Raw genomic sequence first — 20,374 nt, forward strand, 5'->3', positions numbered from 1 at the left:
CACTGGTAGCTGAAAGATTGCATTCGCGAGCAAGCCCGCTCCCACAGTTTCTATCTGCGTTGTTACTGCCAGTTGCGGAGCAACTCCGGTAGCTCAGTCAGGCTACGAATCTCGGCGTCGGGGCGTTTGTCTGCTTCCCAAATCTTGCCGTTGGGGTTGAACCACACCGCCCGAAGCCCCGCCTGTTGTGCCCCGGCGATGTCATCACCCGGGTGGTCACCAATATGCACCGCCTGGTTGGCATCCACGCCCCCGCGTTGCAAGGCTTCCTGAAACAGTCGTGCATCCGGCTTGGCGATGCCAATGTCTTCGGCGCGCAGGGCAAAGTGAAAGTAGTCCGCCAGCCCGACGCGCTGCACGTCGGCATTGCCATTGGTGATGACCCCCAGCAGGAAGTGCTGGCGCAGCGCCTGGAGCATTGGCTCGGCTTCCGGGAAAGGGGTGAGTTGATGGCGTGCATGAATGAACGCCTCAAAGCAGACATCCGCCATTTCCGTAGCCTGGGGCTGTGGATAACCGGCTTCTTCAAAAGCCAGCATCAACACTCGGTGACGCAGGACGCTGATGCGGTATTTCAGCTCGGGGTGGCGTTGCAGTACTTGTTGGCGAAGGCTGGCGAAATGCTCCAGGGGCAGGTCGCCCACGTTGGACGCGTGGGTCGCGAGCCATTGGCGCATCGACGCTTCGGCGCTGATGATGACGGGTACGTTATCCCAGAGGGTGTCGTCCAGGTCGAAGGTGATCAGCTTGATACTCATGAGTCGCCGTCCTTGATGCGTTTGGCCCGTGGATGGGCGCTGTCGTAGACCGTTGCCAGGTGCTGGAAATCCAGGTGGGTGTAGATCTGCGTGGTTTTGATGTCGGAGTGGCCGAGCAGTTCCTGCACGGCGCGCAGGTCCTGGGACGACTCGAGCATATGGCTGGCAAAGGAATGCCGCAGCATATGCGGGTGCAGGTTCTGCCCCAGTTCGCGTTCGCCGGCGGCCTTGACTCGCACCTGGATGGCCCGGGGCCCCAGGCGTCGGCCTTGTTGGCTGATAAACACGGCGTCGTCTGCGGGGTTGGCCAGGGCGCGCAGGGGTAGCCAGAGCTGCAAGGCCTCCCGGGCCTTGCGGCCCACTGGCAGCACGCGGGTCTTGCTGCCTTTGCCAAGCACCTGAACCAGGCCGTCCGCCAGGTCCAACTGGTCGAGATTCAGGCTGGTCAGTTCGGACAGGCGCAGGCCCGAGGAGTAGAACAGTTCGAGGATGGCCTGGTCGCGATGGGCCAGGAAGTCGTCCTCTACCGCGCCGTCGAGCAGTTGCAGGGTGCGATCGGTATCGAGGGTCTTGGGCAGGCGCCGCTCACCTTTGGGCGGCGACAGGCCGTTGGCCGGGTCGTGGTCGCACAGGCCTTCACGGTTCAGGTAGTGATAGAGCCCGCGCACCGCCGACAGCAGGCGCGACAGGCTGCGCGAAGACTGGCCGGCCTGGTGCAGGCGAGCGATGAGGCTGCGCAGGCTCTGGATATCCAGAGCCTTCCAACTGGTGATTCGCTGTTTTTCGCAGTAGGCCAGGACCTTGTTCAAGTCCCGCCGGTACGCGTCGAGGGTGTGGGGCGACACTTGGCGCTCGTTGCGCAGGTGTGCGCAATAAGCATCCAGTTGCCGTTCCATGGCTAGCGCACCGCGCGCAGAGCAGTGGTGAAGCGCGGCAGTACGCGGCCCAGCACCTCGGCGATGTAGGTCAGGAACAGCGTGCCTACCGAGCTTTTGTAGTGCGCAGGGTCCCGGCTGGCGATGGCCAGCACGCCATGCAGGCCTTGATGGCTGAGGGCGACTACGGCGGTGGAGCCGATCTGTTTGCGCTGTTCGACACCAAACAGGAAATCCAGCTCATGCTCGCGCAGGGTGCCACTGATGGTCTTGCCCTCGGACAGCAGGCCGCCGATGGCGGTCTGTGCCTCACCGCCGCTGACCCAGCGGCCCACCGGCATCGGGTTGTCGCTGAACAGGATCAGGCTGACAAAGGGCACCTGAAAGTCCTGACGCAGGCTGTCCTCCACGGCGATCACGGTTTCTTCCAGGCTGGTGGCATCCATCAGCGTCAGAATCAGGCGGCGGGTCTTGTCGAAAAGACGGTCGTTGTCGCGGGCCACGTCCATCAACTGTGAGAGTCGATGGCGCATCTCGATATTGCGCTCGCGCAGGATCTTCATTTGCCGCTCCACCAGCGACACAGTATCGCCCCGCTGATGGGGAATGCGCAGGGCCGGCAACAGTTCTTCGTGTTCGACGAAGAAGTCCGGATGAGCCTCAAGGTATGCCGCTACGGCAGCGGCCTCCAGACTTTCGCTCGGGGATGCTTGGGCGGGTACTTGAGGCTTATCGGTCATTGGCTTGACTCACTCATAGACGGACCTGTCCTTCGTAGACGCGCGAGGCCGGGCCGGTCATTTTGACCGGGTGGCCAGGGCCTGCCCATTCGATGGACAAGCGTCCGCCGGGCAGGTCGATCAGCAGGGGCGAATCCATCCAGCCCTGGCTGATCGCGGCCACGGCAGCGGCGCAGGCGCCGGTGCCGCAGGCCTGGGTTTCACCGGCGCCACGTTCCCACACGCGCAGTTGCGCGCGGGAGCGGTCGATCACCTGCAGGAAGCCCACATTGACCCGGGCGGGAAAGCGCGGGTGATGTTCGATCTTCGGCCCCAGCTCATGTACTGGCGCGTTATTGATGTCGTTGACCCGCAGTACGGCATGGGGGTTGCCCATGGACACGGCGGCGATGTCGACGGTCTTGCCTTCCACGTCCAGGGGATAGCTGACCGCTTGCTCGGTGGCCTGGAACGGAATGTCCGCCGGCACCAGGCGCGGCGCGCCCATGTCGACGCTGATCTGGCCATCGCTGCGGATGTCCAGTTCGATTACGCCGCTCTTGGTCTCGACACGGATCTGCCGCTTGGCGGTCAGGCGTTTGTCCAGCACGAAACGCGCAAAGCAGCGCGCACCGTTGCCGCACTGTTCCACTTCGGAGCCGTCGGAGTTGAAGATCCGGTAACGGAAATCCACCTCCGGGTTGCTCGGCGCCTCGACGATCAGCAACTGGTCGAAACCAATGCCGGTGTGACGGTCGCCCCACTGTTTGGCGTGCTTGGGCAGGATATGCGCGTGCTGGCTGACCAGGTCGAGGACCATGAAGTCATTGCCCAGCCCGTGCATCTTGGTAAAACGCAGCAGCATGGCTTACTCCGGCAGCAGGCTTTCGCCAGCATACAACTCGGCTACCGTCTCGCGGCGACGCACTTCGAACGCTTGATCACCGTCCACCAGCACCTCGGCGGTACGTCCGCGGGTGTTGTAGTTGGAACTCATGACAAACCCGTAGGCACCGGCCGAATGCACGGCCAGCAGGTCGCCTTCCTCCAGGGCCAGCTGACGATCCTTGGCCAGGAAGTCACCGGTCTCGCAGATGGGGCCGACGATGTCATAGGCGCGTGCTTCGCTGTCGCGAGGCGCCACCGCGGTGACATTCATCCAGGCCTGGTACAGCGCCGGGCGGATCAGGTCGTTCATCGCCGCGTCGACGATGGCGAAATCCTTATGCTCGGTATGCTTGAGATACTCGACCTGGGTCAGCAGTACGCCGGCGTTGGCAACGATGTAGCGCCCTGGTTCGAACAGCAGCGCCAGGTCGCGACCTTCGATGCGCTCGCGCACGGCCTTGATGTAATCGGCGACCAATGGCGGCTCTTCATCGCTGTAACGCACGCCCACACCGCCACCGAGGTCGATGTGGTGCAGGTAGATGCCGCATTCGCCGAGGCGATCGATCAGCGCCAGCAGGCGGTCGAGTGCATCCAGGAACGGAGCCAGGCTGGTCAGTTGCGAACCGATATGGCAGTCGACGCCCAGCACTTCCAGGTTCGGCAGTTGGGCCGCGCGGATGTAGACGTCTTCGGCGTCGGCAATGGCGATGCCGAACTTGTTCTCTTTGAGGCCGGTGGAAATGTACGGGTGGGTGCCCGCGTCGACGTCCGGGTTGACGCGCAGGGAAATCGGCGCGCGAACGCCCATTTCGGCGGCCACGACCTGCAGGCGTTCCAGCTCGTCGGTGGATTCGATGTTGAAGCAGTGCACGCCCACTTCGAGGGCGCGGCGCATGTCTTCGCGGCTCTTGCCGACACCGGAGAACACGATCCGGTCAGCCTTGCCGCCCGCTGCCAGTACGCGCTCCAGTTCGCCACGGGAGACGATGTCGAAACCGGCACCGAGACGGGCCAGGACATTCAGTACACCGAGGTTGGAGTTGGCCTTGACCGCATAGCACACCAGGCTCGGGGTGCCTTCCAGTGCATCGGCATAGCTGCGGTACTGGGCTTCGATGTGCGCACGGGAGTACACGTAGGTCGGGGTGCCAAAGCGCTGGGCAATCGCGGACAACGCCACGCCTTCCGCGAACAGCTCGCCGTCCCGGTAGTTAAAAGCGTCCATGGGGATCCCTTATTCGTAGGTGTCGTGCTTATGCGCTTTGGCTGGCTTTTGCGACGATTGGGCCTGCTCATTCGGGTCTTTGCTGTCATCCGGCAGGTACAGCGGGCCTTTCTGGCCGCAGGCAGTCACAAGGCAAGCGACCGCGAGGAGCGCAGCAAGGGAAGAGATCAGGCGCTTCATGGCGAAATCCTTGAATATGCATTAATTGCGCCCGAGTATACCGACCACCCGCCAGCTTGCCTATGCGCCGGAATACCCGTCCGGCGGGGCTTTGCCGAGAGAGTAGGGATGCGGGCTACGCTGACTGAGGATATTTCATACCGTCGTTGGCGATGAACTCGGTATCCTTTGCAATCGGCGGGGCGCGTCCGTATCGTGCGGCGCTTGAGCAAAACCAGACATTTTCGAGGTTGCCACAATGAGTTTGACCGAAGCCCGTTTTCACGACCTGGTGGATTCGACCCAGCAGGCGCTGGAAGATATTTTCGACGACAGCGGCCTGGATGTGGATCTGGAAAACTCGGCGGGCGTGCTGACCGTGAAGTTTGAAAACGGCACCCAGCTGATCTTCAGTCGCCAGGAACCTCTGCGCCAGTTGTGGCTGGCTGCGCGTACGGGTGGTTTCCACTTCGATTACGACGAAGAAGAAAATCGCTGGGCGCACGACACCACCGAGGAACTGCTGAGCGAAATGCTTGCTCGCCTGACCAAGGAACAGTCCGGCGCTGACCTGGATTTCGACGAGATCTGACCGTGACCCAGCCTTCACCCGCCCGTCCGCCCAAGCCGCTGTTCAGTAATGTCAGCCCGGCGGTACCGTCACCTTGTATCAGTTTGTGTCGCCTGGATGAGCAGAAAGTCTGCCTCGGTTGCTTTCGCCACGTCGAAGACATCCGTGAATGGCGCTCTGCCGACGATGCCCGGCGGCGTGTGATCTGCGCCGAGGCCGAGCAGCGCAGGGCGCGCGCCTGAGGTCGTCTTGTTTATTTGTGACGCTGTGGTAGTGTCCGGGTACGCCTCAACTCATCGAGGCCCGTAAGAACCCCGCCTTTTCCTGGCGGGGTTTTGCTTTTTTGTGCAGAAAAAAGGAGTCTGCCTGAATCATGACCACCGCACCGTCCATCATTCTCACCCGTCTTGACGTGCAGCGTCTGGAGCAACTGATCGACCGCCTGGGCGACGACTCTCCCGGTGTCGAGGCATTGCAAGCCGAACTCGACCGCGCCGAAGACGTGGTTGGTCACGATGAAGTGCCTGCGGGAGTCGTCACCATGAACTCCAGCGTGCATTGCCGCGAGCAGGGCAGCGGAAAGGATTATCACCTGACCCTGGTTTACCCGAAGCATGCGAACGCAGACGAGGGCAAGATCTCGATCCTCGCCCCGGTGGGCAGCGCGTTGCTGGGCCTGCAAGTGGGCCAGCACATCGACTGGCCTGCACCGGGCGGCAAGACCCTCAAGCTGGAATTGCTCAGTGTCGAAGGTCAGCCCAAGGATGGCGGCGCCTTCCCGCTCTAGATCTGGCGCAAGGCTTCGTTGAGCGACAGCTCCAGTTCGGCCTTGTAGCGCAGGTACAGGTTGCTCGGGCTTTGCACATCACCGAGCAGGCCTGACAGGTCCAGGTCGGTGATGTAGCAGCGGTAGCGCTCGGTCTCGCGGCGCTGCCCGACGATCTCCTGGGCGACTACGGCAAACAGCTGGTCGCCAAACTCCAACTCGGAAAACTCCCGCTGATTGCAGTACAGCGTGATCCCCACTTGGCCCGGCACGGCCTTGCCGATAATCGCCTGCACATCATAAAAGGGTTTATTGGCCGGGTTCTGCGGTGCGGGCCGAGGCTCGATACCGCGCGCACGGGTGCTGCCCGATGGCAGCAGTTGGTAATACAGCGTCTGCACCGCACTCAGTGGTTCCTGCGGGTCCATCGGCGACAGCGCGTCCCGGCGATAGATGATCGATTGCAGAAAACGCTGCAACGGCGCCAGCAGGCTCTGTTCATCATGAAATGGCAAGCGTTGTTGCCAGAGCGCGTTGAACTCATCCAGCACGTACAACTCGGCAAACCCTTCATTCACCCGGTAGAACACCTGCACGCAATCGGCCAGGCCCATGGGCAACAGCAGCGCCAGGTCGTGGTCTTCCAGGGCCATGGCGTCCAGGTGCAGCGGGCTGTAACTGGCCAGTTCTTCGCTCAGATAAGCGATCAGCGCGTCCTGGGTCGGCAGTGATACGTGGTTGGCCTGGCCGGGCATCAATTCCATCACGTGATAGTGCTGTTGTACTTGCAGCAAATAACGGTGATTGGATTGACCGAGCAACAGGTTTTGCGCGGTATCGAAGATTTCCTCCACGCGCTGGGCAATGAACTGCGCACGGTTGTGACAGAAGCAACGCACTCGCAAGCGGGGCAAGTGATCCGACGGCAGCTGATTGAGATAATCACGCAGGCAGTCGAGCAAGGCGTGGGGGCCGTCGTAGCGGCTGACCATCACCTCGTTCCAACTGTTGATCGTGACCTGGTCCAGGGTCAGCACCAGGTTGTCGCGTACCCCGGCGTAGCTCAAGGAGTCGGTGCGCTCGGTAGTCATCAGGATGTTCAGGTCACGATGATGCTTGAGCGGGTCGACGCCGACATTGATCAGCAGCAGCACTTCTTCGGGCACCGCCGAGCGCAGCAGGCGTTCTTCATCGACGCTGGCCAGGGGCAGGGCGATAGTCTGTTGCAGGCTGCCCAGCAGGTTGAACAGCTCGAATTCGGTCATGTCGCTGACGCCCGGGTGCAGGGCCAGACGGGTGCTGCTGTCGATCACGCCGTTGCGATGGCACCAGGTGAGCATTTCCAGCAGGTCACGGCTGCGTTTGATCGGGGCGAAGTGCTCCCACTCCAGCGCGGTGAGGTTGCCGTTGTACAGGCCCCAATGGTGCTGGCCCGGCTCTTTGCGATTGGGCGACTGCACCAGGGTCAGGGTGTCTTCGGCCAGGTCCGGGGCGATGCCCGGGTTGATGAACTCGACCTTGCCGGCCTTGCGCTCGAACGCGGCGTACAAGCGGCGGCCTAGTACATTGAGGTCGCGCTTGTTGATCAGGCTGACGGTCTGTTCGGTGCGGGCGAACTGGGTAAGAAAGCGGTAGCTGTAGTTCAGCTCGTTGACCAGCGCGCGACGCTCGGAAGCGACCTGGCGCACTTTCCACTGGCTGCGGCTGTCGAGCAGCGTCAGCTGGCGCTGGTCCCAGCCCCATTCGTGGGCCAGTCGCTCCAGTAACAAGCGCTGCCAACTGGTGGTGCGTTGGCCGGCGCTGAGCTTGCGGTTGACCTTCAGGTACAGGCTGCGTCGCACCAGTTCCAGGCGTTCGGGCTCGTTGCGCGCCTTGAGGTATTCCTCGATGCGCCGGTAGACCACGATGTACGGGTCCAGCTCATCGAGGTCCATCTGGTTGGCGAACACCGCGCGCTTGAAGCGCAGGCTCAGGCACTGCACGTTCGGGTGTTCGCTGGCGTAGACCTCGGTCAGCAGCAGCTTGAGCACCGATTTGTAGGGCGACTCGATGCCCTTGAACAGCTGCCAGAGCCCGGCGCCGATGAATTCGCCCGGCGGGATGTGCGCCAGGTGGCCCAGGTCGAGGGTTTCGTCGGCGCGGATGAAGCGCTTGGAGATCAGCGTGTGGGTGAATTCGGCGTAGCGGGTTTCTTCATACACCGGCACCAGCCACCAGATCGGCGTGCGTCCGGCCAGCCAGATAGCGGTGCGGTAGAACTCGTCCAGCAGCAAGTAATGCTGGGTGGTGCCGCAGTCATCGGAGCTCAGCTGCGTGTCGCGCTCGCCGAGGACGAAACGCGTCGGCTCGATCAAAAAGAAATGCGCCTCGGCGCCCATGGTCAGGGCCCAGGTTTCCAGCAACTGGCATTTTTTGCGCAGCTCGGCCAGTTCACCCTCGCTCAGGTCCGGGGCATGGCACACCCAGACGTCCATGTCGCTTTGATCAGCCTGGGCCAAGGTGCCCAGGCTGCCCATCAGGAACAGGCCGTGAATGGGCCGGGGCGGGTTGCCGTGACGCGGCTTGTAGGAGAACGAGCGGGTCAGGCGTTGCGCTTCGGCCAGGGCCTGGGCTTCGGGTTCGAAATTCGACAGGCCTGCCGGCGTACTGCCCGACACGTAGCCGGGCAGCAGCGGGTGGTTGACGTGGAAGAACAGCGGCAGCAGGTTCAGCACGCTTTGCTGTCGCGGTGTCAGCCCCTCGACGGCACGGGCCATGCGCCCTTCGTTGAGGGCCATGAAGCGTGCGCGCAACTGGGCCAGCACCTTGCGGTCGATGCCTTCGTCCAGGTCGGGGCGGATTTCATGGGAGCGGGTCATGTGGAACTCGGGGCACGCAGGGCCCGACATGGGCAGCCGTGTAGGAGTTTACAGTCAGAAGCGTAGGAGGTTTAGAGGGAAATGGTTTTTGGCGTCAGAATTTTGTGTCTGGCACGGCAACGCCCCCGGAGTCCGCATCACGCGGGCTCCATGGGCGGTATCCGGTGTCAGGCGGCTTCTTTTTTGGCTTTGCTCAGAATCGTCAGCAAACCTTGGGCGTGTTCGGCAGCGTCACGGCCGAGGCTGGTCAGATAACCGCCGTCGGGCTGGGTGGTCAGTTCTTTTTCAAAGAGGCGCTTGGCTGCGGAGATGGCCGTGGGGGCGGCAGTTTTATGGACTTTCAAGCCTTCCTGGGAGCTGTCCAGGTTGAAGAGTGCAAGGATTTCCAGTTCGGCAACCAACTCAGGGGTATACGACATAAGGACTCCAGACTTTCTAAGATTTATTAGAGGCTAGCAGGCCATAAGGTGAACGCACTTTGCCGAACTGTCCAGTGGGTTGCTGTGGGTCGGGATTATGGGTTTTCCGGCGGCAGCTCGGGCAGCGCCCGCAATGCTGTTTCATACCATTCGGTATCGAATGCACGGTCCTCTCCCAGCATCTTGTCGATTTCCACGGCCAGCACATGGGCCATGAGATTCAGGATGTCGTCGCGTTCATAGCCGACCAGCGTCAACTTGTTGAAGGTGGCCTTGGCGGCGGGCGGGTTGTCGCTTTCGATCTGATTCTCGATGGCCTGGATCAGGGTGGTCTCGGCGAATTCTTCTTCGTCGTTGTCGATATCGGTTGGCTCGCTCATGGCAGGCTCCTCAAGGAAAGGCCGCCAGTCTACGCCCATTCAGGCGGGTGATGCTGCTGGTCAGGTGGGCGCTTCGGATCTATAACTCTTGCAGCCAACCCCTACCCGGCCTGGAGGCACCTGCAATGCTCAAGCTCTACGGATTCTCGGTCAGCAACTACTACAACATGGTCAAACTGGCGCTGCTGGAGAAAGGGCTGCCTTTCGAAGAAGTGCCCTTTTATGCTGGCCAGACCCCGGAAGTACTGGCAGTCAGCCCGCGAGGCAAGGTGCCGGTGCTGGGCGTCAAACAGGGTTTCATCAACGAAACCAGCGTGATTCTGGAATACCTCGAGCAAACCCAGGAAGGGCCTTCCCTGTTACCGGCTGAGCCGTTTCAGCGTGCCCAAGTACTGGCGCTGTGCCGGGAGATCGAGTTGTACATAGAGTTACCTGCCCGCGCCTGTTTTGCCGAAGCGTTTTTTGGCATGCCGGTACCCGAGGCGATCAAGGAGAAATCCAGGGCCGAGTTGTTGCTGGGGGTCGCTTCGTTGGGGCGGCACGGCAAGTTCGCGCCCTATGTGGCAGGCGAAAGCCTCACCATTGCCGATCTGTATTTCATGTACAGCGTGAACCTTGCCTGTGGGGTCGGCGAGAAACTGTTTGGTCTGGACCTGTTGGCTGAACTGCCGGCGGCCAAGGCGTTGCTGGAACGGTTGCATGCAATGCCCAACGCGCAGAAGGTGGCAGCGGACAGGGAGGCGGCGATGCCAGCATTTATGGCGATGATTGCGGCGAAGAAGTAGATTCTCGGCGCCTGGGGGACAGCTATCGCGGGCAAGCCCGGCTCCCACCTTTGACCGAGTTGTCTGGAAGTACTCGGTATCCTGTGGGAGCTGGCTTGCCTGCGATGCTTTTAGCGGCTGGCGAGCAGGGCCTGGCCGCGTGCTACGGCGGCCTTGACCTGCGCCGGTGCGGTACCGCCCACATGGTTGCGGGCATTGACCGAGCCTTCCAGGGTCAGCACGGCAAACACGTCCTGCTCGATCTGGTCACTGAATTGACGCAGTTCTTCCAGGCTCATTTCCGCCAAGTCCTTGCCGGTGTCTACGCCATATTTCACCGCGTGACCGACGATTTCGTGGCAATCACGGAATGGCAGGCCACGGCGCACCAGGTAGTCCGCCAGGTCAGTGGCGGTGGAAAACCCGCGCAGCGCCGCTTCGCGCATGATCGCGTGCTTGGGCTTGATCGCCGGGATCATGTCGGCAAACGCGCGCAGCGAGTCGCGCAATGTGTCGGCGGCGTCGAACAGCGGTTCCTTGTCTTCCTGGTTGTCTTTGTTGTAAGCCAGGGGTTGGCCTTTCATCAGGGTCAGCAGGCCCATCAAGGCGCCGAACACGCGACCGCTCTTGCCCCGTACCAGTTCGGGCACGTCAGGGTTTTTCTTTTGCGGCATGATCGAGCTGCCGGTGCAGAAGCGGTCCGGCAGGTCGATGAACTGGAACTGCGCGCTGGTCCACAGCACCAGCTCTTCGGAGAAGCGCGACAGGTGCATCATCGCGATGCTGGCCGCGGCGCAGAATTCTATGGCGAAGTCACGGTCCGAGACGCCGTCCAGGGAGTTGCCGCCCACGGCGTCGAAGCCCAGCAGTTGTGCGGTGTATTCGCGGTCGATCGGGTAAGTGGTGCCGGCCAGTGCGGCGCTGCCCAGCGGCATGCGGTTGGCGCGCTTGCGGCAATCCACCAGGCGCTCGTAGTCACGGCTGAGCATTTCGAACCAGGCCAGCAAGTGGTGGCCGAAGGTCACGGGTTGCGCGGTCTGCAAGTGGGTGAAGCCGGGCATGATGGTGTCCGACTCACGCTCGGCCTGCTCCAGCAGGCCTTTTTGCAGGCGGGTGATTTCGCCCAGGATCAGGTCGATTTCGTCACGCAGCCACAGACGGATATCGGTGGCCACCTGGTCGTTACGGCTGCGGCCGGTGTGCAGTTTCTTGCCGGTCACACCGATACGGTCGGTGAGGCGGGCCTCGATGTTCATGTGCACGTCTTCCAGGTCGACACGCCAGTCGAACGTGCCGGCTTCGATCTCGCCCTGAATGGTTTTCAGGCCGTCGATGATGCTGTCGCGCTCGGCGTCGGACAACACGCCGACCTTGGCCAGCATCGTCGCGTGGGCGATGGAGCCCATGATGTCGTGGCGGTACAGGCGTTGGTCGAAGGTGACGGAGGCGGTGAAGCGGGCGACGAAGGCGTCGACGGGTTCACTGAAGCGGCCGCCCCAGGACTGGTTGGTCTTGTCGGTGCTCATGGATTCGCTCGTGATCTGCTTATTAAGGAGGCGTGAAAGTGTGGCGGCGATCATAACAGGGTTGCCCGGGCGCGCGGTGCTGCGGGTCGTCGGCATTTTTATTTGCGCAAAGGATGGCGAAGTGCCTTGCCGCCGATCGCATCCGGGACGAGACTGGAGACAGGCCTTATTGAAACGATATTTGACGATTGAGCAATATCGTCTCAGTGAGCGTCTACAGTTGGACTGATAGTGTGTGAATGCACCAAAGTCGGGTGATGCGGTCAGAGCCCAGACTATCCATTAAAAAAGGGGGGTATTCGGATTGTGTATCAGCAAACCCTACGACAACGCGCGAAGGCTGCGGGTCTTGGGCGTTATTGAACAGGTCCGGGTAAATATGGGTGCCACTCTCGGGGCACTTTTTGCCGCTCGCGCTAGTCTTAGCGTGGATCGCTGTGACGTAAGTCACCGCACCTGTCTACGCTACCCTTGTGCGAGACTCACGCAGGAATCCAGCGCAATATGAATGTCCTGATCGTTGATGACGAACCCCAAGCCCGCGAGCGACTGAGCCGTCTGGTCAGTGAACTCGAGGGTTATACAGTCCTTGAACCGAGCGCCACCAACGGCGAAGAGGCGTTGACGCTGATCGACAGCCTCAAGCCGGACGTGGTGTTGCTCGACATCCGCATGCCGGGCCTCGATGGCCTGCAAGTCGCTGCTCGCCTGAGTGAGCGAGAGTCGCCGCCCGCCGTGCTGTTTTGCGCAGCCAGCGAAGAGTTCTCGACAGAGACGCTGGAAGCCAGTGGTGTGAGCTTCCTCACCAAGCCGGTGGCTGGCGATGCGTTGCTCAAGGCCTTGAAAAAAGCCGAGCGCCCGACCCGGGTCCAGCTCGCCGCCCTGACTCAACCCGCTGCCCAAAGTGGCAACGGACCGCGCAGCCATATCAGCGCACGCACGCGCAAAGGCATTGAGCTGATCCCCTTGGGCCAAGTGGTTTATTTCATTGCCGATCACAAGTACGTCACTCTGCGCCATGAGGCGGGTGAGGTGCTGCTCGACGAGCCGCTCAAGGCCCTTGAAGACGAGTTCGGCGACCGTTTCGTGCGTATTCACCGCAATGCACTGGTGGCTCGCGAGCGTATCGAGCGCCTGCAACGCACGCCGTTGGGGCATTTTCAGTTGTTCCTGAAAGGCCTTAACGGTGATGCGCTGATCGTCAGCCGACGGCATGTCGCCGGTGTGCGCAAAATGATGCAGCAGCTTTAGCCCAAGGGCTGTGGCGGCGCCTGTATTTCCTATCCCGGTGCGACGTGGCCAGGGAGGCCCCGCACTTGCTGATTCAAATCAAAGCGTGTTTGCCTGAGCTGTTATTATCCGCCGTATCTATTCAGTACGGATCGATCCATGTCCTCTCGCGAAATCCGCATTGCCACCCGTAAAAGCGCCCTGGCCTTATGGCAGGCCGAATACGTCAAAGCCCGCCTGGAGCAGGCTCACCCGGGGCTCAAGGTGTCCCTGGTGCCCATGGTCAGTCGTGGCGACAAGCTGCTGGACTCGCCGCTCTCGAAGATCGGCGGCAAAGGGTTGTTCGTCAAGGAGCTGGAAACCGCCCTGTTGGAAAACGAAGCGGATATCGCCGTGCATTCGATGAAAGATGTGCCCATGGACTTCCCTGAAGGCCTGGGCCTGTTTTGCATCTGCGAGCGTGAAGATCCGCGTGATGCCTTTGTTTCCAACAGCCATGGGTCCCTGGATGACTTGCCGCCGGGCAGTATCGTTGGCACGTCGAGCCTGCGCCGCCAGGCACAGCTGCTGACCCGTCGCCCGGACCTGCAGATCCGCTTCCTGCGTGGCAACGTCAACACCCGTCTGGCCAAGCTGGATGCCGGCGAGTACGACGCGATCATTCTGGCTGCGGCCGGCCTGATTCGCCTGGGTTTTGCAGACCGCATCACCTCGGCCATCAGTGTCGAAGACAGCCTGCCTGCCGGTGGGCAGGGCGCAGTCGGCATCGAATGCCGCACCGCCGACACCGAGATCCACGCCTTGCTCAAACCCCTTGATCACCATGACACCGAAGTGCGTGTCACCGCCGAGCGTGCGTTGAACAAGCACCTTAACGGTGGTTGCCAGGTGCCGATTGCCTGTTACGCGGTGCTTGAGGGAGACAATCTCTGGTTGCGCGGCCTCGTGGGAGACCCTGAGGGTGGTACGTTGCTGACCGCTGAAATCCGTGGCCCGCAGCGTAATGCCACGGCCCTGGGAGTTCAGGTTGCCGAAGCGTTGCTGGCAAAAGGCGCCGGCGCCATTCTGCAAAAAGTGTATGGCGAGGCCGGTCCGCAGTGAGCCAATGGCGCGTGCTGCTGACGCGGCCAGCCGAGGAGTCGATTGCCCTGGCGGCGTCGTTGTCCGACGCCGGTATTTTCAGCAGCAGCCTGCCCCTGTTGGAGACAGAACCTCTACCGGTCACGCCGGAGCAACAGGCGATATTCAGCGATCTGGGGCGTTACTGCGCTGTGATCGTGGTCAGCAAGCCCGCTGCGCGTCTGGCCGTGCGCCGGTTGGACCGCGTCTGGTCGGGGCTGCCGTGGTTCAGCGTCGGTGCCGCCACTGGCCAAGTATTGGCCGAGCAGGGGCTCGATGTTCACTATCCCCAGACTGGCGACGACAGCGAGGCTTTGCTTGAATTGCCGGCGTTGCGCGAGGCTGTCGTACGGCCTGGCGCGCGGGTGTTGATCCTGCGCGGCGAGGGTGGCCGCGAGTTGCTGGCGGAGCGTTTGCGCGACAGAGGTGCTAGTGTCGACTACCTGGAGTTGTACCGGCGCTTTTTGCCGGCCTACGCCTTTGGCGTGCTGACGCAGCGCATCCAGTTGGAACGCTTGAACGGCCTGGTGGTCAGCAGTGGGCAGGGTTTCTTGCACTTGCAGGCCCTGGCGGGTTCTGATTGGCCACAGGTGGCGCAACTGCCGCTGTTCGTGCCCAGCCCGCGAGTCTTCGAGATGGCGCGGGCTGCCGGCGCCGAAAAAGTTGTGGATTGTCGTGGTGCGAGTGCCGCGGCGTTGTTAGTGGCGCTGCGGAGTCATACCGCGCCCACTCTCTGATACGCAAAGGACGGATACGTGAGCGAAACAGCCTTGCCTAAAGATGAAGCTCAGCCGGCGCTCGAAGTGCCGGTCGAGACACCGGTCACTGCGCCACGCCGTGGCAATGGCCTGGCAATCGTTGCCCTGTTGCTCGGCGCTGCCGGCGTTGCTGCCGGCGGATGGGGGCTCTGGCAGGTCCGTGCCCTGCAAGCGAACAGCCAGCAGCAGTCGGGCCAGGTGCAGACCCTGGACGATCAGGCCCAGACCCTGAAGCAAAGCCAGTTGCAACTGGCGGCCCGCCTGGCGCAACTGCCGGGTGCGGATGAGCTGGAAGAGCGCCGCCGTCTGGTCGCCCAGTTGCAGGGTGATCAGCAGCGCCTGAGCCAGCGCCTGGAGACCGTTCTCGGCGCCAGTCGCCAGGACTGGCGACTGGCCGAAGCCGAACACCTGATCCGCCTGGCGAGCCTGCGTTTGTCTGCCCTGCAAGACATCAACAGTGCCCAGGCGCTGGTGCAGGGCGCCGATGAGATCCTTCGTGAGCAGAGCGATCCGGGTGCATACGCTGCCCGCGAGCAATTGGCCAAGAGCCTGGTGGCGTTGCGCAGCACCGAGCAGCCGGACCGTACCGGGTTGTACCTGCAATTGGCGGCGCTGCGTGATCAGGTCGTGCAACTGGCGGCCATTGCACCGGAGTATCAATTGACTGAACCGGCTTCAGAGGGCCGGCCAACCACCGATACGGAAAACCGCTGGAGCCAGTGGTGGGAACAGATTTCCCGCTACTTCCGCATCGACTTCAACCCGGATGACAACATTCGCCCGCTGCTGGCAGGTCAAGGTCTGAATCAGGTACGCCTGGCCCTGAGCCTTGCGCTTGAGCAGGCGCAATGGGCCGCGCTCAATGGCGAGACAGCGGTATACAGCCGCTCGCTGGGTGAGGCACGCAGTGTCTTGCAGGACAACTTCAACCAGGACAACCCGCAAAGCAAGGCGATGCTGGCACGGATCGCCGAGCTTGAGCCCAAGGCTGTCTCGGTGGTGACGCCGGACCTGGCCGCGAGTCTTGCCGCCGTGCAGGCTTACCTTGACCGTCGTCATCTGTCCGCCAGTGAAGCCAAGGCGGCAGCAGGCGCGCCGGCGACTCAGGAGTAGAGCCGATGAAGCGTTTCTATGTGATCCTGGTCCTGGCCATTGCAATCGCCCTGGCCCTGGCGGTGGGTATTTCGAAACACACCGGCTACGTGCTGATTACCTATCCCCACGTACTGCATTACGAGTCGAGCCTGTGGGCTTCGCTGGTGGCGGTATTCGTGGTCGGGCTGGCGGTTTATCTGCTGCGTGTCCTGCTGGGCCTGGTGACCACCTCCGGTGGCGTGGTCAACCCCTGGTCGCGGCGTAACCGCAGCCGCCGCGTACAGATCGCGATCGAGCAAGGCCAGATGGACCTCGCCGAAGGGCGTTGGGCCAGCGCCGAACGCCACCTGCATCGCGCCGCAGAGGCCGAGCGTCAACCGTTGCTCTACTACCTCGGCGCCGCGCGCGCCGCCAACGAGCAGGGGCGGTATGAAGAGTCCGACGGCTTGCTGGAGCGGGCGCTGGAGCGTCAGCCCCAGGCAGAGCTGGCGGTTGCGTTGAGCCATGCGCAATTGCAACTGGACCGTGGCGACACGGATGGTGCCTTGACCACCCTGTCGGCCATGCACGAACGCCATCCTCATAATGCCCAGGTGTTACGCCAGTTGCAGCGCTTGCACCAGCAGCGGGGTGACTGGTCGTCGGTGATCCGGCTGATGCCGGAGCTGCGCAAGGACAAGGTCTTGCCGGCGTCCGAACTGGCTGAGCTCGAGCGCCGTGCCTGGGGTGAAAACCTCACATTGGCAGCCCAGCGCGAAGAGCAGGGCGAGGCGGGTTTGCAGTCCCTGGAGCGGGCCTGGCAGCAACTGACCTCGGCCCAGCGTCAAGAGCCGCAATTGGTGCTGGCCTACGCCGAACAACTGCGTCAGTTGGGCGCCGAAGCCAAGGCCGAGGAAGTGCTGCGCGGCGCTATCAAGCGCGGCTACGACAGCCATCTGATCCGGTTGTACGGTCTCTTGCGTGGCAGTGATTCAGCCAAGCAATTGAAGTTCGCCGAAGGCTGGCTGAAAGATCATCCGGGCGACGCCAGCTTGCTGCTGACCCTGGGCCGTTTGTGCCTGCAGAACAGTCTCTGGGGCAAAGCGCGGGATTACCTGGAAAGCAGCCTACAGGTGCAGCGCAACCCTGAAGCCTGCGCAGAGTTGGCGCGTTTGTTGGCCCAGATGGGGGACACCGAGCGTAGCAACCAGTTGTTCCAGGAGGGCCTGGGTCTGTTGGATAACCGCCTGCTGGCATCGCCCCTGCCCGTACCTGCCCGCGTCTGAAGTAGGAAGGTGTCGAGGGTTGGCTCAGATGATTCTGATCGTCAGCCCTCTTGATCGGCCTGAATGCCGGGCTTAATGGGGTTTGCAGTAAATTCCTACGAAGGCTCCCGTAAAGTCGTCCGCGTTCTGACGGGATATCCTGACGTTCTCGCGGAATAGTCTGGTCTGGTGCGTATTGAAAGCGGTCCGGCCTTTCCTCTACCGTAGCGACCTATCTTTCGCGGTGCGGATAAAGCATGTCTTTGGCCCCTTCACGCTCCTTGTTTTTCCTGGCGTTCCTGGCGGGTACGCTGACCTTGGGTGCCTCCTTCTACCTTGAGTTCGGTGCGTCGTTGCGGCCGTGCTTCCTGTGCCAATTGCAACGGGCTCTGTTGGCTGCCTTTACGCTGACCAATCTGGTCGCCGCACTTCATAACCCCAAGCGCTCCACCGCCTACCTTTACGGGCTGGCGAGTATGATGTGTGCGCTGTTCGGAGCGATTACCGCCGTGCGCCAGGTGCTGTTGCAAAACGCGGCAGCCGATCAGGCAGGGGATTGCTGGCCCAGCCTGCCTTACATGATTGAAAACCTGTCGTTGTGGCAAGCGCTGCAATTGACGGTCAAAGGCACCGTTGACTGCGTGGAAATCAATTGGACGCTGTTCGACCTGAGCCTGCCCGAATGGAGCCTGCTGTTCTTCGTGGCCATGCTGGTGCTGGGGGGGATGCAGTTTTCACGGCTGCTGCTCAGTCAACGATTGCCCCTGATGAGGCCCTGAATGCAGGGCGCGAGGTGTAGGAGGGGATTAAACACTTGTATGAACTTTCTCTCCTGCGTACCTTGAAGCCATAGTCATGCGGGCATAATCTGGCCCGCACGTGTTATCGAAACCGTTTGTCAGATGCGGCCTTGTCCGGCTGACGCTTTATCCTTGAAGTGTTGCGCAGGCATCGGCGGCAGCGCCCCTATAGGGAAGAGAGATCATCATGCTGGAAAGTTGTCAGAATGCTCAGGAACGCTGGGGTGGGGTGCACAAGCTGATCGACAGCTGGTTGAAGGCACGTCACGAACTGGTTCGGGCCTTTGATGCTCTCGGCGCCAAGCCCGAGGCACTGGCGGATAGCCGTGAGCCTTTAACGGATTTTTGCGGCGTGTTGGTGGACTACGTGTCAGCCGGCCATTTTGGTGTCTACGAGCAACTGACCAAAGAGGCCGAAGCCTTCGATGATCAGCGTGGTCTGGAGTTGGCCGAAACGATTTACCCGCGCATCGATGTGATTACCGAGAAACTGCTGGCCTTCAACGACCTGTGCGATGAAGGCAAGTGCGTCGCTGAAAAATTCAAAGAGCTGGGTGGTCTGCTTCACGAGCGTTTCGAGCTTGAAGACTGCCTGATCGAAGTGCTGCACAACGCGCACAAGGAAGAGTCCGCTACCCAGGCTTGATCCTCGATAGCGATATACAAAAAACGGTGCGCATGGCGCGCCGTTTTTTATTGCCTCAAGAACGCGTGCCGAGCAATTCGATCTCGAATATCAATGGCGTATAGGGTGGAATCAACTCGCCAGCGCCGTCGGCACCATAAGCCTGGGCCGATGGAATCACCAGGCGCCATTTCGCCCCCACCGGCATCTGCTGCAACGCACTGCTCCAGCCACTGATCACACTGTCCAGGCGAAACCATTGGGGTTGTGTGCTCTGGTCAAACACACTGCCATCGGGAAGACGCCCCACGTATTTCACCTGCACCTGATCGCTGGCCGCCGGCTTGTTGCCGGTGCCGGGTGTCAGTTCGGTGAGCAGAATTCCATCGGCCAATTCGCGCACGCCTTTCAGCGCTTTTTCTTTGGTGAGAAATTGTTGCTCGGCCGCGAGTGCCTTTTCACTTTGAGGGGCCTGCGCGTCTTGTTCATTTTGTGCTTCGTGACGGGCAAGAATCTGTTCGATGCGTGCGTTGTCCAGGGCCAATGGCTTGCCTTGATAGGCTTGCTTGAGGCCGTCGACCAGCGCCTGGATCTGCAGGTCGGGAACCTCCTGGCGCAGGCGCTCACCCAGGCTTGCGCCCAGGCTGTAGGCGAGGTCGTGCTGATCCTGGTCAGGGGTTTTGGGTGTTGATTGCTCGCCTGCATTGGCCATGGAAACAGCCAGGCCGAGCACGAGAAAAAGGTAACGCGACATGGGCATTCTCCCGCCGAAAGTGCGACGGATTATGCCAGCGTGAATGGGTAAAAAGTGCCGCAGATTTTCGTTATATCGATAAGAATTTTCGTACGGTGCAACGCAAGGCAAACGATACTGTCAACATGCCCTAGCGGCGGTAAGAGCAGAGGGCTAGTATGAGCCGCACCCACGTCAGCCAGGAGGTAAACCATGTCGGCCAAACAGAAGCCTGTTAATACCCCGTTGCACTTACTCCAACAACTTTCGGGCAGCCTGCTCGAACATCTGGAAAACGCGTGTTCCCAAGCCTTGGCCGATGCAGAAAAATTGCTCGCCAAACTGGAAAAACAACGCGGTAAAGCGCAAGAGAAGCTGCACAAGTCCCGCACCAAACTGCAAGACGCCGCCAGCGCCGGCAAAGCCAAGGCGCAAGCCAAAGCTAAAGACGCTGTCAAAGAACTTGAGGATCTGCTGGACGCCCTGAAGGGGCGCCAAGCCGAAACCCGCACCTACATTTCCCAACTCAAAAAAGATGCCCAGGAAAGCCTGAAACTGGCCCAGGGCGTTGGTCGTGTGAAGGAAGCTGCAGCCAAGGTACTGAGCGCTCGCGCACCGGCAAAAGCAGTGGCCGCCAGCGCAGCGAAAAAGCCAGCCGCTAAGCCAGCCGCCAAACCTGCTGCTGCAAAACCCGCTGCCAAGCCAGCCTCTAAAACCGCTGCTGCGAAACCCGCTGCCAAGCCAGCCGCCAAAACCGCTGCTGCGAAACCCGCTGCCAAGCCAGCCGCTAAAACCGCTGCTGCGAAACCCGCTGCCAAGCCAGTCGCTAAAACCGCTGCTGCAAAACCCGCTGCCAAGC

The 20,374-nt window shown here is 61.4% G+C and carries 23 protein-coding genes; 12 read left to right on the top strand and 11 right to left on the bottom strand.

Going from position 1 to position 20,374, the window contains the following annotated elements; genetic code table 11:
* Nucleotides 1–62: 62 nt before the first annotated feature.
* Genes ACW9IB_RS27000 through lptM form a run of 6 tightly spaced genes read right to left on the bottom strand, consistent with a single transcriptional unit; the run spans nucleotide 63 to nucleotide 4,648 of the window.
* The gene (locus ACW9IB_RS27000) at nucleotides 63–758 is read right to left on the bottom strand and encodes an HAD family hydrolase (protein WP_457416270.1); all 696 of its coding nucleotides are present in this window, start codon (nucleotides 756–758) and stop codon (nucleotides 63–65) included.
* Nucleotides 755–1,654, bottom strand: coding sequence for a tyrosine recombinase XerC (gene xerC / locus ACW9IB_RS27005; protein WP_457364872.1), 900 nt, complete (start codon nucleotides 1,652–1,654; stop codon nucleotides 755–757). The genes ACW9IB_RS27000 and xerC overlap by 4 nt, the downstream gene beginning before the upstream one ends.
* A 2-nt stretch (nucleotides 1,655–1,656) precedes the next feature.
* Complete coding sequence (locus ACW9IB_RS27010) at nucleotides 1,657–2,373, bottom strand: DUF484 family protein (protein WP_457364873.1); 717 nt, start codon at nucleotides 2,371–2,373, stop codon at nucleotides 1,657–1,659.
* Nucleotides 2,374–2,386: 13 nt separating this feature from the next.
* Entirely contained in the window at nucleotides 2,387–3,217 is an 831-nt protein-coding gene (dapF, locus tag ACW9IB_RS27015) for a diaminopimelate epimerase (protein ID WP_457364874.1), read from the bottom strand.
* A 3-nt stretch (nucleotides 3,218–3,220) separates the two neighbouring features.
* Entirely contained in the window at nucleotides 3,221–4,468 is a 1,248-nt protein-coding gene (gene lysA / locus ACW9IB_RS27020) for a diaminopimelate decarboxylase (protein ID WP_457416273.1), read from the bottom strand.
* 9 nt (nucleotides 4,469–4,477) lie between these two features.
* Nucleotides 4,478–4,648 (bottom strand): LPS translocon maturation chaperone LptM, encoded by a 171-nt coding sequence (gene lptM / locus ACW9IB_RS27025; RefSeq protein ID WP_457364876.1) that lies wholly within the window; start codon nucleotides 4,646–4,648, stop codon nucleotides 4,478–4,480.
* Nucleotides 4,649–4,886: 238 nt separating this feature from the next.
* Here lptM and cyaY point away from each other — a divergent pair, with 238 nt between their 5' ends.
* From cyaY to rnk, 3 genes are all read left to right on the top strand, one after another.
* Entirely contained in the window at nucleotides 4,887–5,219 is a 333-nt protein-coding gene (gene cyaY, locus ACW9IB_RS27030) for an iron donor protein CyaY (protein ID WP_034116382.1), read from the top strand.
* A gap of 2 nt (nucleotides 5,220–5,221) precedes the next feature.
* Nucleotides 5,222–5,440, top strand: coding sequence for a DUF1289 domain-containing protein (locus ACW9IB_RS27035; protein ID WP_457364878.1), 219 nt, complete (start codon nucleotides 5,222–5,224; stop codon nucleotides 5,438–5,440).
* 131 nt (nucleotides 5,441–5,571) lie between these two features.
* Nucleotides 5,572–5,985: a nucleoside diphosphate kinase regulator gene (gene rnk, locus ACW9IB_RS27040; RefSeq protein ID WP_457364879.1), complete on the top strand. Its 414-nt coding sequence runs from the start codon at nucleotides 5,572–5,574 to the stop codon at nucleotides 5,983–5,985.
* Here the strand turns inward: rnk and ACW9IB_RS27045 are convergent.
* From ACW9IB_RS27045 to ACW9IB_RS27055, 3 genes are all read right to left on the bottom strand, one after another.
* Entirely contained in the window at nucleotides 5,982–8,822 is a 2,841-nt protein-coding gene (locus ACW9IB_RS27045; RefSeq protein WP_457416277.1) for a class I adenylate cyclase, read from the bottom strand. The two genes, rnk and ACW9IB_RS27045, sit on opposite strands and share 4 nt — an antisense overlap.
* Before the next feature lie 167 nt (nucleotides 8,823–8,989).
* Complete coding sequence (locus tag ACW9IB_RS27050) at nucleotides 8,990–9,241, bottom strand: TIGR02647 family protein (protein WP_457416279.1); 252 nt, start codon at nucleotides 9,239–9,241, stop codon at nucleotides 8,990–8,992.
* Nucleotides 9,242–9,336: 95 nt separating this feature from the next.
* The gene (locus ACW9IB_RS27055; RefSeq protein ID WP_457364882.1) at nucleotides 9,337–9,621 is read right to left on the bottom strand and encodes a hypothetical protein; all 285 of its coding nucleotides are present in this window, start codon (nucleotides 9,619–9,621) and stop codon (nucleotides 9,337–9,339) included.
* A 125-nt stretch (nucleotides 9,622–9,746) separates the two neighbouring features.
* On the opposite strand from ACW9IB_RS27055, the gene ACW9IB_RS27060 reads away from it, so the two are divergent.
* Nucleotides 9,747–10,406: a glutathione S-transferase family protein gene (locus ACW9IB_RS27060; protein ID WP_457364883.1), complete on the top strand. Its 660-nt coding sequence runs from the start codon at nucleotides 9,747–9,749 to the stop codon at nucleotides 10,404–10,406.
* A gap of 110 nt (nucleotides 10,407–10,516) precedes the next feature.
* On the opposite strand, the gene argH is transcribed toward ACW9IB_RS27060, so the two are convergent.
* Nucleotides 10,517–11,911 (bottom strand): argininosuccinate lyase, encoded by a 1,395-nt coding sequence (argH, locus tag ACW9IB_RS27065; protein WP_457416282.1) that lies wholly within the window; start codon nucleotides 11,909–11,911, stop codon nucleotides 10,517–10,519.
* Nucleotides 11,912–12,415: 504 nt separating this feature from the next.
* On the opposite strand from argH, the gene ACW9IB_RS27070 reads away from it, so the two are divergent.
* The 7 genes from ACW9IB_RS27070 (at nucleotide 12,416) to rsd (ending at nucleotide 18,803) form a co-directional block, all read left to right on the top strand.
* Complete coding sequence (locus ACW9IB_RS27070) at nucleotides 12,416–13,162, top strand: LytR/AlgR family response regulator transcription factor (RefSeq protein ID WP_457416285.1); 747 nt, start codon at nucleotides 12,416–12,418, stop codon at nucleotides 13,160–13,162.
* A 138-nt stretch (nucleotides 13,163–13,300) separates the two neighbouring features.
* Nucleotides 13,301–14,242: a hydroxymethylbilane synthase gene (hemC, locus tag ACW9IB_RS27075; protein ID WP_457416288.1), complete on the top strand. Its 942-nt coding sequence runs from the start codon at nucleotides 13,301–13,303 to the stop codon at nucleotides 14,240–14,242.
* Nucleotides 14,239–14,997: a uroporphyrinogen-III synthase gene (locus ACW9IB_RS27080; protein ID WP_457416292.1), complete on the top strand. Its 759-nt coding sequence runs from the start codon at nucleotides 14,239–14,241 to the stop codon at nucleotides 14,995–14,997. Before hemC ends, ACW9IB_RS27080 begins: the two co-directional genes overlap by 4 nt.
* Before the next feature lie 18 nt (nucleotides 14,998–15,015).
* Nucleotides 15,016–16,131, top strand: coding sequence for a uroporphyrinogen-III C-methyltransferase (locus ACW9IB_RS27085; RefSeq protein ID WP_457364888.1), 1,116 nt, complete (start codon nucleotides 15,016–15,018; stop codon nucleotides 16,129–16,131).
* 5 nt (nucleotides 16,132–16,136) lie between these two features.
* On the top strand, nucleotides 16,137–17,378 hold the full coding sequence (locus ACW9IB_RS27090; RefSeq protein WP_457416295.1) for a heme biosynthesis HemY N-terminal domain-containing protein: 1,242 nt from the start codon (nucleotides 16,137–16,139) through the stop codon (nucleotides 17,376–17,378).
* A gap of 236 nt (nucleotides 17,379–17,614) precedes the next feature.
* Nucleotides 17,615–18,136: a disulfide bond formation protein B gene (locus ACW9IB_RS27095; protein WP_457416298.1), complete on the top strand. Its 522-nt coding sequence runs from the start codon at nucleotides 17,615–17,617 to the stop codon at nucleotides 18,134–18,136.
* A 208-nt stretch (nucleotides 18,137–18,344) separates the two neighbouring features.
* Entirely contained in the window at nucleotides 18,345–18,803 is a 459-nt protein-coding gene (gene rsd, locus ACW9IB_RS27100; protein ID WP_457364891.1) for a sigma D regulator, read from the top strand.
* A gap of 55 nt (nucleotides 18,804–18,858) precedes the next feature.
* Here rsd and ACW9IB_RS27105 read toward each other — a convergent pair whose 3' ends face one another.
* Nucleotides 18,859–19,536 carry an FKBP-type peptidyl-prolyl cis-trans isomerase gene (locus ACW9IB_RS27105; protein WP_457416301.1) on the bottom strand — a complete coding sequence of 226 codons (678 nt, stop codon included), beginning with the start codon at nucleotides 19,534–19,536 and terminating at the stop codon, nucleotides 18,859–18,861.
* Between the two features lie 192 nt (nucleotides 19,537–19,728).
* Here ACW9IB_RS27105 and ACW9IB_RS27110 point away from each other — a divergent pair.
* On the top strand, nucleotides 19,729–20,374 hold a 646-nt coding region (locus tag ACW9IB_RS27110; RefSeq protein ID WP_457416304.1), incomplete at its 3' end, for an AlgP family protein.

The organism is Pseudomonas sp. SDO524_S393 (genome assembly GCF_054071875.1).